Raw genomic sequence first — 13,656 nt, 5'->3', positions numbered from 1 at the left:
GAGGGCAAAATGCTCTTTAACCTGTGACGCATCATCACTTGGAGTACAGCTCGACGATCAGGTGCTCCTGAACAGGTATATCAATATCCTGGCGTGTAGGCAATGCAGTAACCGTTCCCTCTAGCTTATCAAAATCGACAGACAACCACGGAACTATATTCCCAGCTGGTCCTTGTTGGCGTAATGCCTTAAAATGCTCCATTTCATTAGCGCTCTTTTCGGCAACACCAATTACGTCTCCTACATTTACAAGATAGGAAGGAATATTTACCCTCTTACCGTTTACAGTAAAATGCCCATGGCGAACCAGCTGCCGTGCCTGTGCACGGGAACTTGCAAAGCCCATGCGGTAGACCACATTATCCAGCCTTCTCTCCAGTATCTGTAGGAGGTTTTCGCCGGTTACCCCTTTCATGCGTTCAGCCATCTCAAAATACCTTTCGAACTGCCTTTCAAGTATGCCGTATATCCTCTTGACCTTTTGCTTTTCACGCAGCCGAATCCCGTATTCCGAAAGCTTCTTTCTGTTTCTACCATGTTGGCCCGGCGGAAAAGGCCTTCTTTCAAAAGCGCATTTATCGGTATAGCAACGGCTTCCCTTCAAATATAGCTTCATACCCTCACGCCTGCAAAGCCGGCATGCAGGTCCTGTATATCTAGCCATTTACTTAACACCTCCAGACATTTGTTTTTATACCCTTCTGCGTTTGGGTGGCCTGCAACCATTGTGAGGTATAGGGGTGACATCCTTAATAAGGCTTACCTCTAGTCCAGCAGCCTGCAACGAACGAATGGCAGCTTCCCGTCCTGCTCCAGGGCCTTTTACGTGCACCTCCACCGTCTTCAGGCCATGTTCCATAGCAGCCTTGGCAGCCGACTCCGCTGCTAACTGCGCTGCATAAGGGGTACCTTTTTTCGTACCAGTAAAACCTACAGTACCAGCGCTTGCCCATGTAATGGTATTGCCCGCATTATCAGTTATAGTCACAATGGTATTATTAAAAGTCGACTGAATATGGGCTATCCCCCGCTCTATATTCTTTCTTTCACGTCTCTTTTTGGTTTTACGTGCTTGCCTTGCCATCTATCACACGCCTCCTTGCTGCTTCTTCTTTCTTGTACCAATACCCGGTCTCGGACCTTTTCTGGTACGCGCATTGGACCTCGTCCTTTGCCCGCGAACCGGCAAACCTCTCCTATGCCTTATCCCTCTATAGCAGCCAATTTCTATTAATCTCTTTATGTTAAGGGCAACTTCCCTGCGCAGGTCACCTTCGACCTTTACATTTTTGTCAATATAATCCCTTAACTTGGCTACTTCTTCTTCGGTTAAATCCTTTACCCTGGTATCGGGATTGACTCCTGTAGCCGCCAAGATTTCATTGGCTTTTGCCCTGCCAATGCCATAAATATATGTCAGAGCAATCTCCACCCTCTTCTCCCTGGGCAGATCAACACCGGCAATTCGTGCCATTGTCACACCTCCGTACTCTTAATTATTCCATTTTTTTCATATTTAAAACCTCAAAGGTCAACCTTGTCTCTGTTTGTGTTTGGGATTTTCACAAATCACCCTTACTTTGCCTTTTCTCTTTATGATCTTGCATTTTTCGCATATAGCTTTAACAGATGGTCGTACTTTCATCGCTGTATCCCTCCTTTTATTTAAGGCGCCAAGTAATTCGGCCACGAGTGAGGTCATATGGCGACAGCTCTACCGTTACCCTGTCACCGGGCAAAATGCGTATGAAATTCATGCGCAGTTTCCCGGACAGGTGGGCCAAAACCTTATGTCCGTTATCCAGCTCCACCTGAAACATTGCATTAGGCAACGCTTCCACCACAGTGCCCTCAACCTCAATTACATCTTCCCTGGCCAAACAGCTCACCCTCCTATCGCTCATATCCCAACGCTTCTAAGCTCTTTCTGAGCTCGGCATCAAATACCTTTTTACCGCTTAAAATTTTTTCTCTCACATTATACACCACATGCGGCTTGGCTTCCAGATGCTTTATCTTTTTTTTCTTAGGCTTGTCTATTGACCTTGTCTTGCCATTGGCAATCAAAACATAGTTATCGTCAATTTTTCCTACGATTACAAAATGCCTGCCTTTGTCACGCCCTGCTTTGGCCAATACCACTCTCCCTATATCCATATCATGCATTACATTCACCTGTCCCTATTGAGTTAATATTTCGGGGTCGCCATCGGTGATGGCGATGGTGTGCTCATAATGGGCCGACAGGCTGCCGTCCTGCGTCACCACGGTCCATCCATCGTCCAGTATGACGACCTGGTCCGTTCCCTCGTTGATCATGGGTTCGATAGCCAAAGTCATTCCTGGGCGTAGCCGCACACCTTTGCCTGGGGGCCCATAATTGGGTACTTGAGGGTCTTCATGCATATTCTGACCTATCCCATGCCCCACAAAGGCCTTCACCACAGAATAACCTTTCCCCTCTACATAAGTTTGAATGGCGTGGGATATGTCAGAGAGGCGGCATCCTGGCCGGGCATATTTCAATCCCTCATAAAATGCTTCTTCAACGGTTTTAATCAATTGTAGGGCACGAGGATGCACATCACCCACAGCATACGTCTTGGCAGCATCACCGTGATAGCCTTTGTACATCACCCCTATATCTACACTGACAATATCCCCATCCTGTAGCCGAACAGGACCAGGAATACCATGGATGACCTGATGGTTTATCGAGGTACATATACTGGCCGGAAACCCATGATAACCTTTAAACGAAGGAATTGCATTATGGCGATATATATACTCTTCCACCAACCTATTGAGCTCAGCTGTTGTCATCCCTACCTCAATACTCCTTGCAACCAGCTCATGAGCTCCCGCTACGATCTTCCCCGCTTCACGCATAATCTCAAGCTCTTTTTTAGACTTTATTATGATCATAAGGCAATCCCTACTTTAAGAAACCTCGGTAATGCCTCATGAGCATCTGGGCTTCCAGCTGTTTAACCGTCTCAAGTGCCACTCCTACCACGATGAGGATAGCAGTTCCACCAAAGTACATTCGCATATTAGCCGCCCTCGACGCAACAACGGGAATTACGGCGATCACTACTAAAAACAAAGACCCCACCAGAGTGATGCGATTGGATATCCGTGCAAGATATTCAGCAGTAGGCTTACCTGGCCTTATACCCTGTACAAAACCTCCATATTGCCTTAAATTGTTTGCAATTTCGACGGGGTTAAATGTAATTTGAGTGTAAAAGAAAGTAAAGAATATAATAAACAGAGAATATAAAACCCCATATAACATCGTCCCTTGATGAAAATAGCTTTCCACCCATCTGTTGAAACCACTATTTGGGAAAAACTGTGATATAATTTGGGGCAATGATAAGATCGAAACAGCAAATATTATGGGCAGAACCCCTGCCGAGTTAACTTTTAAAGGGATATGGGTGCTTTGGCCACCATATACCTTGCGTCCTACAACGCGCTTGGCATACTGTACTGGTATTCTCCTCTCTCCTGAATCCACGAATATTACCGCAGCAATTATCAATATAGAAAACACCGCGACTATCGGCAAGCTCCAGGGGCTCATAGTCTTGGCCACAAAAGTCAGCTGCCACAGCGAGGCCACCGCCACCGGCAACCTCGATATTATGCTGGTAAATATGAGAAGAGATATCCCATTACCTATCCCCTTATCAGTAATCTGCTCACCCAGCCACATCAAAAAAGCCGTGCCAGCAGTCAGGGTCAAAGACACAACTATATACCCCACAAAGCTCTTGTTTTGCAGAGCATCCCCTGCAAGGCCATAGGTAATACCTATAGCCTGTATAAAGGCCAAAATTACTGTGGCATAACGGGTATACTGGGCAATTTTCTTTTGCCCCTCCTGGCCTTCCTTGGCCAGCTGCTCAAGCCTGGGGATAGCGACTGTAAGCAGCTGCATTATGATGGAAGCATTGATATATGGGGTTATACCCATGGCAAATATGGTGAAGTTGGCAAATGCTCCACCAGAAATGATATCAAGTAACCCCAGCAGAGTATTCCCTTCCACCAACCTCCTTATAAAGCTGCTATCAATACCGGGGACCGGTATGAAGCTCCCCACCCTGTAAACTAAAAGCATGAGGAGAGTATAAATGATCTTTTTCCTTAAGTCGTCTATCCGCCAGGCGTTCTTGAAAGTTTCAAACACTTTAAATCACCTCTGCTTTACCTCCAACAGCTTCTATCTTCTGTTGGGCTGTTCTGCTAAACTTGTGGGCCTTGACTATCAAGCTCTTGGTCAGCTCACCGTCACCTAAAATCTTAACCCCGTCCTTAACCTTCTTTATCAAGCCTTTCTCTTTCAAAAGCTCAGGGGTAACAATCGTACCAGGCTCAAATATCTCCAGCGCCCCTACATTTACCTCGCTGTATTCCTTAGCAAATATGTTGGTAAACCCTCGCTTGGGGATACGCCTGGTCAATGGCATCTGACCACCTTCAAAACCTGGCCTTACTCCTCCACCGCTTCTGGCTTTCTGTCCCTTATGCCCCCGCCCAGCTGTCTTTCCATGTCCTGAACCGATGCCTCTGCCCTTTCTCTTTGGTTTTTTGTTGCTGCCCTCTGGAGCCCTTAATTCATGCAGTTTCACCTGATACACCTCCCCGCTACTCCTCTACCTCTTCAACTTCCACTAAATGCTTGACTTTTTCTATCATCCCACGAATAGTAGGGTTATCCTCATGGACCCTCTGACTCCTTATCTTCCTAAGTCCCAGGGCCCTAAGGGTTGCAATTTGGTCATCACGGCAGCCGATAGTACTGCGCACTTGAGTTACTTTCAGTTTAGCCATCGCTTACTACCCCCTTAACCTAATATCTCCTCGACCGACTTGCCGCGGAGCCTGGCAATTTCCTCCGGAGTTCTCAGCTTGGACAACCCTTCCATCACGGCATACGCCACATTGATGGGATTATTTGAGCCTATCGATTTTGTCAAAACATCTCGAATGCCCGCCAGTTCCAACACAGCACGAGCTGGACCACCGGCTATAACTCCCGTACCTTCACGAGCCGGAATCATGATTACTTTTGATGCACCAAATTCACCTATTACCTCGTGGGGAATGGTGGTATTCATTATAGGAACTCTAATCATGTTTTTCTTGGCCTTTTCCACACCCTTTCTAATAGCATCAGGAATTTCAGCTGCTTTTCCCAGGCCTATTCCCACATGCCCCTTCTCATCCCCCACAACCACAAGGGTGCTAAACCTAAAGTTTTTCCCACCTTTTACAACCTTGGACACACGATTGATGCTCACAACTCTCTCTTTAAGTTCCATCTTACTAGCATCTATCCGCTGCATGCATTACCCTCCTTTAAAACTCCAGTCCGGCTTCTCGCGCACCAGCCGCCACTTCTTGTACTCTTCCATGATATTTATAGCCTCCGCGGTCAAACACCACTTTTTTGATCCCTTTCTCCAGGGCTCGTTTGGCCACCAATTCACCAACCATTCTAGCAGCCTCTTTTTTGGTTTTACCGGCAATCTTATCTCTTAACTCTGGATCAAGGGTGGAGGCTGATACCAGGGTATGCCCAATTTCGTCGTTGATTATTTGCGCATAGGTGTGTTTTAGGCTTCTAAAAACATTCAGGCGTGGTCTTTCTGCGGTACCCTTGATTTTTTTTCGAATACGCATGTGCCGAACTTTTCGAGCTTCATTCCTGTCTACTTTTTTAATCACGCCATCTCACTCCTTCCCCTATTATTTACCAGCCTTACCCTGCTTTTGTATTACTCTCTCATTTTCGTATCTTATGCCTTTACCCTTATAGGGTTCAGGCGGCTTTATACTCCTAATTCTCGCTGCCACTTCCCCTACTTTTTGCTTATCAATACCCTTAACTATGATTTTATTAGGAGCAGGCACTTCAAATTCAATGCCCGGCTCTTCATTTATCTCAACCGGATGGGAGTATCCAACCGACAGCACCAGCTTTTTGCCCTGCTTTTGTGCCCTATAACCTACCCCCACAATATCAAGGCCTTTTTGGTAACCTTTGGTCACACCTTCAATCATGTTTTGAATCAGCGTACGGCTCAAGCCATGCAGGGCCTTGTGAAATTTCTCATCAGTTGGACGTTCCACCCTTACCATGTTCCCTTCGACAATTACCTTCATATCTTTGTGAATCCGCTGAGTCAATGCTCCCTTAGGTCCTTTTACAGTGACGTTGTTATCCGAATCTACGCTTACTGTAACTCCTGAGGGAATGACCACAGGCCGCTTGCCTACTCTTGACATTTCAAAACACCTCCGTTCCGTTAAAGTTACAGCGGCTTACCAGATATAACAGAGCACTTCTCCTCCTAATCCTTCCTTGCGTGCCTGTTTATCGGTCATAATTCCTTTTGATGTCGAAATAATGGCAATACCCAATCCGCCCAAAACCTTGGGAATCTGATGCTTCTTTACATACACCCTCATGCCTGGTTTACTTATCCTCTTAAGACCAGTAATAACCCTCTGTTTGTTTGGACCGTATTTTAAAGTAATCTTAAGGATTCCCTGCTTGCCATCATCGATCTCGGTGAAATCCTTTATATATCCCTCTTCCAGCAGTATTCGAGCTATTGCCCTCTTAACGTTTGAAGCTGGTACTTCTACCGTCTCATGCTTGACGATCAAAGCATTTCGAATCCGCGTGAGCATATCCGCGATTGGATCAGTCACCATATTTCCCTACCTCCTTTCAGTCTCTCCTGCTTACCAGCTTGCCTTCTTTACCCCTGGTATTTGTCCTTTATGAGCTAATATCCTGAAACACAGGCGGCATACCCCGAACTTCCTCAAATAAGCACGGGGCCGGCCGCATAGACGGCAGCGGTTATAAGCCCTTGTGGAGTATTTGGGTTTCCTCTGCTGCTTTACGATCAATGCTTTTCTGGCCACTCACTTTCCCTCCTTAATCACTGTTTTGCAAATGGCATACCTAACAACGACAAAAGCTCTTTTGCCTCTTCGTCGGTCTTGGCGGTGGTAACTATGATGACATCCATTCCCCTTATTTTCTCAACCTTATCATAGTTGATTTCAGGGAATATGAGCTGTTCCTTAATTCCCAGAGCATAGTTCCCACGGCCATCAAAGGACTTAGGCGAAACCCCTCTAAAGTCCCTCACACGTGGAAGCGCTATATTAAACAACCGATCAAGAAACTCGTACATGCGGTCACCGCGCAGAGTGACCTTTGCCCCTATCTTCATCCCTGCCCTCACTTTAAAAGCTGCCACCGACTTTTTAGCCACTGTAGCAACAGGCCTTTGACCTGTTATTGCCGCCAATTCTTCCATAGCACTTTCCAAGAATTTGGGGTTTTCTTTAGCGTCGCCTACTCCCATGTTAATTACAACCTTTTCAAGTCGGGGTACTTCCATCACGTTTTTATACCCGAATTTTTCCATCATGGCTGGAACAACGGTTTTCTTGTACAGCTCTTTCAATCGTGGCTCCACACCACTTCCCTCCCTTCAAAAGACCTAGTCATTGAAAGTCTCCCCACACTTCTTACAAACCCGAACCTTTGTGCCATCTTCCAATATCTTGTGCCCAACTCTTGTTCTTTGATTGCATTTGGTACACACCAGCATGACCTTGCTGGCATATATGGGCGCTTCAGTGCGAACTATACCTCCAGGTTGATTTACCCCTCGAGGTTTTCGATGGCGTACTACTATATTTACCTTTTCTACAATCACCTTGCCCTCTTTAGGAAGGGCCGCGATTACCTTTCCACGCACGTTTTTGTATTTCCCTGATATCACCTCTACCAGGTCTCCCGTTCGCACATGGAGCTTATTTCTACCTGCCAACTTGAATACACCTCCTTCACAGCACCTCAGGAGCTAATGATACTATCCTCATAAAATCCTTATCTCTCAGTTCCCTTGCAACAGGTCCGAAGATTCGAGTCCCTACAGGTTGCTTTGCTTCATTAATAATTACAGCAGCGTTATCATCAAACTTGATATACGAACCATCGGGCCTTCTTATTCCCTTCTTGGTGCGCACTATAACCGCTTTTACCACATCGCCCTTTTTAACAACACCGCCAGGTGTAGCGCTCTTTACCGAAGCAACTATAATATCACCTATATTGCCATATTTTCTATTAGAACCACCCAACACCCTAATACACATGATCTCCTTTGCACCGGTGTTATCAGCCACCTTAAGGCGTGTCTGTTGCTGCACCATTTTGGTCCCCTCCTTCTTCGAGCGGCAATTGCTCTGGCATCTGAGATCTTTCAAGAATCTCAACTACCCTCCACCGCTTTTCCTTGCTTAGCGGTCGAGTCTCCATGATCATTACTTTATCCCCTACCCGGCATTCGTTGTTTTCATCATGAGCCTTAAACTTCTTGGTACGCTTTATCACTTTACCGTATAGCTCATGCCTTACCTTTCTTTCGACAGCCACTACAACCGTCTTATCCATCTTATCGCTTACCACTACGCCTATACGGACCTTTCTCTTACCTCGAGTTTGTTGCGCCATATAGCCCCTCCTTTCTCAATTTTATATCACATCTGAGCCGCCTTTAACTCTCTTTCGCGAAGGATTGTTTTAATACGAGCTATATCCCTTTTCACTTCGCGTATTCTCATGGGATTTTCCAACTGTCCGGTGGCTAGCTGAAAGCGTAAGTTAAACAGCTCGCTTTTTAGCTCATTCAGCTTTTGGTTGAGTTCCTCGTTGGTCATCTCTCTCCACTTGCTGGCCTTCATAATGCCTCACCACCCAACTCTTCTCTTTTAACGAACTTACACTTGATAGGAAGCTTATGACTTGCTAAACGCAAGGCTTCTCGCGCAACATCTTCAGGTATTCCAGCAATTTCAAACATGACGCGTCCCGGCTTGACTACAGCTACCCAGTATTCAGGCGACCCTTTTCCGCTACCCATTCGGGTCTCAGCGGGTTTTTTAGTAACCGGCTTGTGTGGGAAAATTTTGATCCATACTTTGCCGCCCCTTCTGACATACCGGGTAAGAGCAATACGCGCAGCTTCAATCTGATTGCTGGTAATCCAACCAGGTTCTAAAGCCTGCAAACCGTATTCACCGTAAGTGACGGTATTGCCCTTAGTAGCTTTCCCCTTCATCCTTCCGCGCTGCTGCTTACGATATTTTACTCTTTTAGGCATTAACATCGGTATTTCCCCCTTCTGCTTTTGGTAAGTCCCTGTTCTTGGCTTTTGGGAGGACGTCCCCTTTGTAGATCCACACTTTTACGCCAATGCGTCCATATGTGGTATGGGCCTCTGCGAACCCATAATCTATATCAGCCCTCAATGTCTGAAGCGGAATGGTGCCCTCGTGATATCCTTCACTTCTTGCAATCTCTGCACCGCCCAAACGGCCAGACACCATGGTCTTTATACCTTTCGCACCCGCTTTCATGGCTCTGGCAATGGCCTGCTTCATGGCACGCCTGTAAGAAATCCTCTTTTCAATTTGAGCAGCAATATTTTCTGCCACCAATTGAGCGTCAAGCTCTGGCACCTTTATCTCAATTATGTTTATCATGACGCTCTTCTTTGTAAACTTCTCCAATTCATTTTTCAGGGCTTCAATGCCAGCTCCACCTTTCCCTATGACAATCCCCGGCTTGGCGGTATGGATATTGATCCTGACCTTGTTGGCGGCTCTTTCGATCTGAATCCTGGAGATGCCCGCTGCATAAAGTTTATTTTTTATAAGCTCCCTTATCTTGACATCCTCTATAAGAGTATCAGCAAAATATTTTTTAGGGACAATCCACTTGGCGTCCCAATCCTTTATGATGCCAACCCTCAATCCATGGGGGTGTACTTTCTGACCCACGAAATTATCCCTCCCTACTTCTTGATCTCATCTAACACCACGGTAATATGGCTGGTCCTTTTACGGATCATATAAGCCATGCCCCTAGCGCGCGGCCTAATTCTCTTTAAAGTGGGCCCCTGATCTGCATATATCTCAGCAATGTACAGATTGTCTTGGCTCATATTCATATTGTTTTCGGCATTAGCAATAGCTGACTTGAGTACTTTCATCACAGGCACTGTAGCAGCTCGTGGCGTATTTGCCAGTATAGCCAAAGCCTCGTTTACCGTCTTTCCCCTAATCAAATCTATTACCGCTCTCACCTTTCTGGGGGACATCCTGATGTATCTAGCAATAGCTCTGGGACGCCTATCCTTCTCTTGTTCTCGAGCTTTTGCCTTTTCTCTGATCCTGGTAGCCATGCATACGCCTCCTTTCGTTATTTTTTCAGCGACGTGGATTTCTCGGTATGGTCACCGTGTCCTCTGAACGTCCTGGTAGGAGCAAACTCGCCCAACTTATGCCCCACCATCTCTTCTGTAATGTATACAGGAACGTGCTTGCGCCCGTCATGCACAGCTATAGTATGACCTACCATTTCAGGTATAATTGTAGAATCCCTCGACCAAGTCTTTATAACTGACTTTTTGCCTGATTCATTCATAGCCCTAATTTTCTTAATCAGGCTCTCACATACGTAAGGACCTTTTTTTCTTGAACGACTCATACACTCGCCTCCCTTCATCCCACCAAGCTGCGTTTAAAACTAACGCCTACGCTTGATAATATACTTATCGGATTCCTTATTCTTTTTCCTTGTCTTGTAACCCAGAGTAGGTTTACCCCATGGTGTAACAGGTGCCGGTCGCCCAATAGGAGCTTTGCCTTCTCCACCGCCATGAGGATGGTCCACAGGGTTCATAGCAGAACCGCGTACCGTCGGGCGTATGCCCATATGGCGTTTGCGGCCCGCCTTACCGATAGACACGTTCTCATGGTCCAGGTTCCCAACTTGTCCTATGGTAGCCCTGCAATCTAGGTGTATCATCCTTATCTCACCAGAGGGCAACCTCACATGGGCGTAATCTCCTTCCTTCGCCATAAGCTGGGCAGCTCCACCAGCGGCCCTTACCAATTGCCCCCCTCGGCCTGGATACAGCTCTATGTTGTGGATGATGGTTCCTACTGGAATATTCCTCAAGGGTAATGCATTCCCCACCTTAATGTCTACGTTTTCACCAGACATCACGATATCTCCAACTTTTAAGCCCAAAGGAGCTATGATGTACCTCTTTTCCCCATCCTTGTAATGAAGCAGGGCTATGTTGGCGGTCCTGTTGGGATCGTATTCAATAGCCGCTACTTTAGCGGGGATGTTATCCTTGTCCCTCTTAAAATCGATTATTCGATATTTTCTCTTTACTCCACCGCCCCTGTGCCTGACGGTTATATGACCCTCATTATTCCTTCCAGAATGCTTTTTTAAAGGCACCACCAGAGATTTCTCGGGCTCTTCCTTGGTGATCTCTTCAAAGGTCAAAACGCTCATGTTGCGCCTGCCAGGGGAGGTTGGTTTATATACTTTTATACCCATGATTCCTTATCCCTCCTTACTGCGCCATTCCTTCAAAGAACGGGATTTCTTTGCTGTCGGGGGTAAGCTTGACGATGGCTTTTTTATACGCAGGAGTTCTCCCCACATGCACACCCATCCTCTTGAGCTTACCCTTGTACCTCATGGTATTCACCTTTTCGACCTTAACGCCAAATATCTGCTCTACCGCCTTTTTAATCTCTATCTTATTGGCATTTATGTCTACTATAAACGTGTATTTCTTATTCTGCATTTCCCTGTAACTCTTTTCAGTTAAAACCGGCCTTATGATTATATCATAGGGATTCTTCATTAGGCGTACACCTCCTCTATGCGGCGCACGGCATCCTGTGTAGCTATGAAAGTATCATAGTTCAGGATATCCAGCACATTGAGCGTATTTATATAGGCAAGCTTAACGCCTGGGATGTTCCGTATGGCTCGCTGCACAACCTCATCTTTCTCAGGCAAAACCACTAATGCTTTTCGATTAACTTTGAGATTTTTGAGCACCCTTGCCATCTCCTTGGTCTTGGGCTGTGACAACTTGAGCGCATCAAGCACGATGATCTCATTATTTGCGACCTTGGACGACAGTGCACTCTTCATTGCCAGCCTGCGAATCTTCTTTGGTACCGTATAGGAATAATCCCTTGGCTTCGGAGCAAAGACTACACCACCTTTGATCCATATAGGTGAACGGATGCTACCGTGCCGTGCCCGCCCAGTACCTTTTTGCCTCCAGGGTTTCCTTCCGCCTCCACGCACTTCCCCACGGGTCAAAGCAGACTGTGTACCCTGTCGTTTATTGGCCAATTGCATCTTTACCACTTGATATATAGCAGCTTCATTGACCTCTACGCCAAATACCCCATCATTCAAGTAAATCTCGCCTACAGGGGTGCCTTCCATGTTATACAAAGCTACGTTGGGCATAACTTCTCCTCCCTTCTAAAAGCTCTTACCCCTATTTTTTTGCTGCTTGTTTTACCGTCTCCTTGATAATCAGCAATGCCCCCTTGGGCCCCGGTACCGCTCCTTTTATCAGCATGAGATTCCTTTCGGGATCTACTTTAACAACCTCGAGGTTCTGAATAGTCACCCTCTCTACTCCCATTCTACCGGGAAGCTTTTTGGTCTTTAATACACGGCCTGGAAACGTATTAGAACCCATGGACCCAGGACCTCTATGATATTTAGAACCATGGCTCTCAGGTCCTCTACTGTGATTCCATCTCTTAATATTGCCGGTGAAACCTTTACCCTTGGTATAACCTGTTACGTCTACCCTATCACCCTTTGAAAAAATATCAACTTTTATCTCGCTTCCTACTTTATAATCCTCGATATTTGAAACTTTCAATTCCCTTAAATACCTTTTGTACGGTACCTTTGCCTTATCAAAATGGCCTTTTAACGGTTTATTTAAAAGCCTTTGAGGAATATCCTCAAAGCCCACTTGAATAGCGTTGTACCCATCGTTTTCAGGAGTCTTTACCTGAGTAACAACGCAAGGGCCTGCCTCAACCACTGTCACCGGTATTAGCAAGCCGTCCTCGGTAAAAACCTGGGTCATCCCCAACTTTTTACCCAGAATTGCTTTAGTCATTTGTCTCAACCTCCATTCCCTAGTAGTAGGCCTTTACCGCTTACAGCTTAATCTCGATATCCACTCCAGCAGGAAGGTCCAGCTTCATCAAAGAATCCACCGTCTTGGGAGTAGGATTTAATATATCGATTAATCGCTTGTGTGTCCTCATCTCGAACTGCTCACGTGAATCTTTATATTTATGCGGGGCACGGAGTATGGTTATTATACTCTTTTCAACAGGCAAAGGAATAGGGCCTGACACTTTTGCCCCTGTCCTCTTGGCAGTCTCTACTATCTTCTGGGCCGATTGATCTATTAAAACATGATCATAGGCCTTCAATTTAATTCTGATTTTCTGAGTCGCCATGTTCTCCCTCCTTTAAATACCACACAGGTTTTACCCGGCCACCTGTGAATTAAATATTATAAACCTGCTTCATCCACCTGGCGACCTGAAACGGCCGCCACCACACGGTGTCCACAGGCATTCGCCCTTTTAGCCAGGAACCCTTCATCATTCGATGATTTTGGTTACGGCACCAGCGCCTACCGTCCTGCCACCTTCCCTTATAGCAAACCTCAACCCTTCCTCTATCGCTATGGGCGT

At 46.2% G+C, this 13,656-nt stretch carries 30 protein-coding genes; all 30 read right to left on the bottom strand.

All coding sequences use genetic code 11. From position 1 onward, the window contains the following. Positions 1-34 precede the first annotated feature (34 nt). Positions 35-664 (bottom strand): 30S ribosomal protein S4, encoded by a 630-nt coding sequence (gene rpsD, locus JOD02_RS09345; protein ID WP_204489027.1) that lies wholly within the window; start codon positions 662-664, stop codon positions 35-37. A gap of 27 nt (positions 665-691) precedes the next feature. Then, complete coding sequence (rpsK, locus tag JOD02_RS09340; protein ID WP_204489025.1) at positions 692-1,084, bottom strand: 30S ribosomal protein S11; 393 nt, start codon at positions 1,082-1,084, stop codon at positions 692-694. Positions 1,085-1,087: 3 nt separating this feature from the next. Continuing rightward, positions 1,088-1,474: a 30S ribosomal protein S13 gene (gene rpsM / locus JOD02_RS09335; protein WP_204489023.1), complete on the bottom strand. Its 387-nt coding sequence runs from the start codon at positions 1,472-1,474 to the stop codon at positions 1,088-1,090. Between the two features lie 57 nt (positions 1,475-1,531). Further along, on the bottom strand, positions 1,532-1,645 hold the full coding sequence (gene rpmJ / locus JOD02_RS09330; RefSeq protein WP_204489021.1) for a 50S ribosomal protein L36: 114 nt from the start codon (positions 1,643-1,645) through the stop codon (positions 1,532-1,534). 16 nt (positions 1,646-1,661) lie between these two features. Next, the gene (gene infA / locus JOD02_RS09325; RefSeq protein WP_204489019.1) at positions 1,662-1,880 is read right to left on the bottom strand and encodes a translation initiation factor IF-1; all 219 of its coding nucleotides are present in this window, start codon (positions 1,878-1,880) and stop codon (positions 1,662-1,664) included. A 13-nt stretch (positions 1,881-1,893) separates the two neighbouring features. Then, a complete protein-coding gene (locus tag JOD02_RS09320; RefSeq protein WP_243426464.1) occupies positions 1,894-2,166 on the bottom strand; it encodes a KOW domain-containing RNA-binding protein in 273 nt (90 codons plus the stop codon). A 15-nt stretch (positions 2,167-2,181) separates the two neighbouring features. Further along, positions 2,182-2,925 carry a type I methionyl aminopeptidase gene (gene map, locus JOD02_RS09315; protein ID WP_204489017.1) on the bottom strand — a complete coding sequence of 248 codons (744 nt, stop codon included), beginning with the start codon at positions 2,923-2,925 and terminating at the stop codon, positions 2,182-2,184. Between the two features lie 10 nt (positions 2,926-2,935). Beyond that, on the bottom strand, positions 2,936-4,198 hold the full coding sequence (gene secY, locus JOD02_RS09310) for a preprotein translocase subunit SecY (RefSeq protein WP_204489015.1): 1,263 nt from the start codon (positions 4,196-4,198) through the stop codon (positions 2,936-2,938). A 1-nt stretch (position 4,199) separates the two neighbouring features. After that, complete coding sequence (rplO, locus tag JOD02_RS09305; protein WP_204489013.1) at positions 4,200-4,640, bottom strand: 50S ribosomal protein L15; 441 nt, start codon at positions 4,638-4,640, stop codon at positions 4,200-4,202. 16 nt (positions 4,641-4,656) lie between these two features. Beyond that, positions 4,657-4,842, bottom strand: a complete 186-nt coding sequence (gene rpmD, locus JOD02_RS09300) for a 50S ribosomal protein L30 (protein ID WP_204489011.1) — start codon at positions 4,840-4,842, stop codon at positions 4,657-4,659. Positions 4,843-4,856: 14 nt separating this feature from the next. Next, positions 4,857-5,357 carry a 30S ribosomal protein S5 gene (rpsE, locus tag JOD02_RS09295; RefSeq protein WP_204489009.1) on the bottom strand — a complete coding sequence of 167 codons (501 nt, stop codon included), beginning with the start codon at positions 5,355-5,357 and terminating at the stop codon, positions 4,857-4,859. A 13-nt stretch (positions 5,358-5,370) separates the two neighbouring features. Further along, positions 5,371-5,739: a 50S ribosomal protein L18 gene (rplR, locus tag JOD02_RS09290; RefSeq protein ID WP_204489007.1), complete on the bottom strand. Its 369-nt coding sequence runs from the start codon at positions 5,737-5,739 to the stop codon at positions 5,371-5,373. A 21-nt stretch (positions 5,740-5,760) separates the two neighbouring features. Continuing rightward, entirely contained in the window at positions 5,761-6,300 is a 540-nt protein-coding gene (gene rplF, locus JOD02_RS09285; protein WP_204489005.1) for a 50S ribosomal protein L6, read from the bottom strand. Positions 6,301-6,336: 36 nt separating this feature from the next. Then, positions 6,337-6,732 (bottom strand): 30S ribosomal protein S8, encoded by a 396-nt coding sequence (rpsH, locus tag JOD02_RS09280; protein ID WP_204489003.1) that lies wholly within the window; start codon positions 6,730-6,732, stop codon positions 6,337-6,339. 30 nt (positions 6,733-6,762) lie between these two features. Next, positions 6,763-6,948, bottom strand: coding sequence for a type Z 30S ribosomal protein S14 (locus JOD02_RS09275; RefSeq protein WP_204489001.1), 186 nt, complete (start codon positions 6,946-6,948; stop codon positions 6,763-6,765). A 17-nt stretch (positions 6,949-6,965) separates the two neighbouring features. Further along, complete coding sequence (rplE, locus tag JOD02_RS09270; RefSeq protein ID WP_204488999.1) at positions 6,966-7,511, bottom strand: 50S ribosomal protein L5; 546 nt, start codon at positions 7,509-7,511, stop codon at positions 6,966-6,968. A gap of 24 nt (positions 7,512-7,535) precedes the next feature. Next, positions 7,536-7,868, bottom strand: coding sequence for a 50S ribosomal protein L24 (gene rplX / locus JOD02_RS09265; RefSeq protein WP_204488997.1), 333 nt, complete (start codon positions 7,866-7,868; stop codon positions 7,536-7,538). Between the two features lie 16 nt (positions 7,869-7,884). After that, positions 7,885-8,253 (bottom strand): 50S ribosomal protein L14, encoded by a 369-nt coding sequence (gene rplN, locus JOD02_RS09260; protein WP_204488995.1) that lies wholly within the window; start codon positions 8,251-8,253, stop codon positions 7,885-7,887. Further along, complete coding sequence (rpsQ, locus tag JOD02_RS09255; protein ID WP_204488993.1) at positions 8,228-8,554, bottom strand: 30S ribosomal protein S17; 327 nt, start codon at positions 8,552-8,554, stop codon at positions 8,228-8,230. The genes rplN and rpsQ overlap by 26 nt, the downstream gene beginning before the upstream one ends. A 26-nt stretch (positions 8,555-8,580) precedes the next feature. After that, positions 8,581-8,784, bottom strand: a complete 204-nt coding sequence (gene rpmC / locus JOD02_RS09250) for a 50S ribosomal protein L29 (protein WP_204488991.1) — start codon at positions 8,782-8,784, stop codon at positions 8,581-8,583. Beyond that, positions 8,781-9,209 carry a 50S ribosomal protein L16 gene (gene rplP, locus JOD02_RS09245; RefSeq protein WP_204488989.1) on the bottom strand — a complete coding sequence of 143 codons (429 nt, stop codon included), beginning with the start codon at positions 9,207-9,209 and terminating at the stop codon, positions 8,781-8,783. The genes rpmC and rplP overlap by 4 nt, the downstream gene beginning before the upstream one ends. After that, on the bottom strand, positions 9,196-9,882 hold the full coding sequence (gene rpsC / locus JOD02_RS09240; protein ID WP_204488987.1) for a 30S ribosomal protein S3: 687 nt from the start codon (positions 9,880-9,882) through the stop codon (positions 9,196-9,198). The genes rplP and rpsC overlap by 14 nt, the downstream gene beginning before the upstream one ends. A 14-nt stretch (positions 9,883-9,896) precedes the next feature. After that, positions 9,897-10,286, bottom strand: a complete 390-nt coding sequence (gene rplV / locus JOD02_RS09235; protein ID WP_204488985.1) for a 50S ribosomal protein L22 — start codon at positions 10,284-10,286, stop codon at positions 9,897-9,899. Between the two features lie 17 nt (positions 10,287-10,303). Then, complete coding sequence (rpsS, locus tag JOD02_RS09230; protein ID WP_204488984.1) at positions 10,304-10,591, bottom strand: 30S ribosomal protein S19; 288 nt, start codon at positions 10,589-10,591, stop codon at positions 10,304-10,306. Positions 10,592-10,630: 39 nt separating this feature from the next. Further along, a complete protein-coding gene (gene rplB, locus JOD02_RS09225) occupies positions 10,631-11,458 on the bottom strand; it encodes a 50S ribosomal protein L2 (RefSeq protein ID WP_204488982.1) in 828 nt (275 codons plus the stop codon). Between the two features lie 16 nt (positions 11,459-11,474). Further along, on the bottom strand, positions 11,475-11,771 hold the full coding sequence (gene rplW / locus JOD02_RS09220) for a 50S ribosomal protein L23 (protein WP_204488980.1): 297 nt from the start codon (positions 11,769-11,771) through the stop codon (positions 11,475-11,477). Further along, positions 11,771-12,394: a 50S ribosomal protein L4 gene (rplD, locus tag JOD02_RS09215; RefSeq protein ID WP_204488979.1), complete on the bottom strand. Its 624-nt coding sequence runs from the start codon at positions 12,392-12,394 to the stop codon at positions 11,771-11,773. The genes rplW and rplD overlap by 1 nt, the downstream gene beginning before the upstream one ends. A gap of 31 nt (positions 12,395-12,425) precedes the next feature. After that, on the bottom strand, positions 12,426-13,067 hold the full coding sequence (gene rplC / locus JOD02_RS09210; RefSeq protein ID WP_204488977.1) for a 50S ribosomal protein L3: 642 nt from the start codon (positions 13,065-13,067) through the stop codon (positions 12,426-12,428). 40 nt (positions 13,068-13,107) lie between these two features. Continuing rightward, the gene (gene rpsJ, locus JOD02_RS09205; RefSeq protein ID WP_204488975.1) at positions 13,108-13,416 is read right to left on the bottom strand and encodes a 30S ribosomal protein S10; all 309 of its coding nucleotides are present in this window, start codon (positions 13,414-13,416) and stop codon (positions 13,108-13,110) included. Between the two features lie 147 nt (positions 13,417-13,563). After that, the coding region (locus tag JOD02_RS09200; RefSeq protein ID WP_449240102.1) for an EF-Tu C-terminal domain-related protein at positions 13,564-13,656 on the bottom strand (93 nt) is incomplete at its 5' end.

Source organism: Caldicoprobacter guelmensis, assembly GCF_016908415.1.
Taxonomy (GTDB): Bacteria; Bacillota; Clostridia; order Caldicoprobacterales; family Caldicoprobacteraceae; genus Caldicoprobacter; species Caldicoprobacter guelmensis.
Note: the sequence above shows the minus strand (reverse complement) of the source record. Positions and strands in the feature narration are given on the sequence as shown.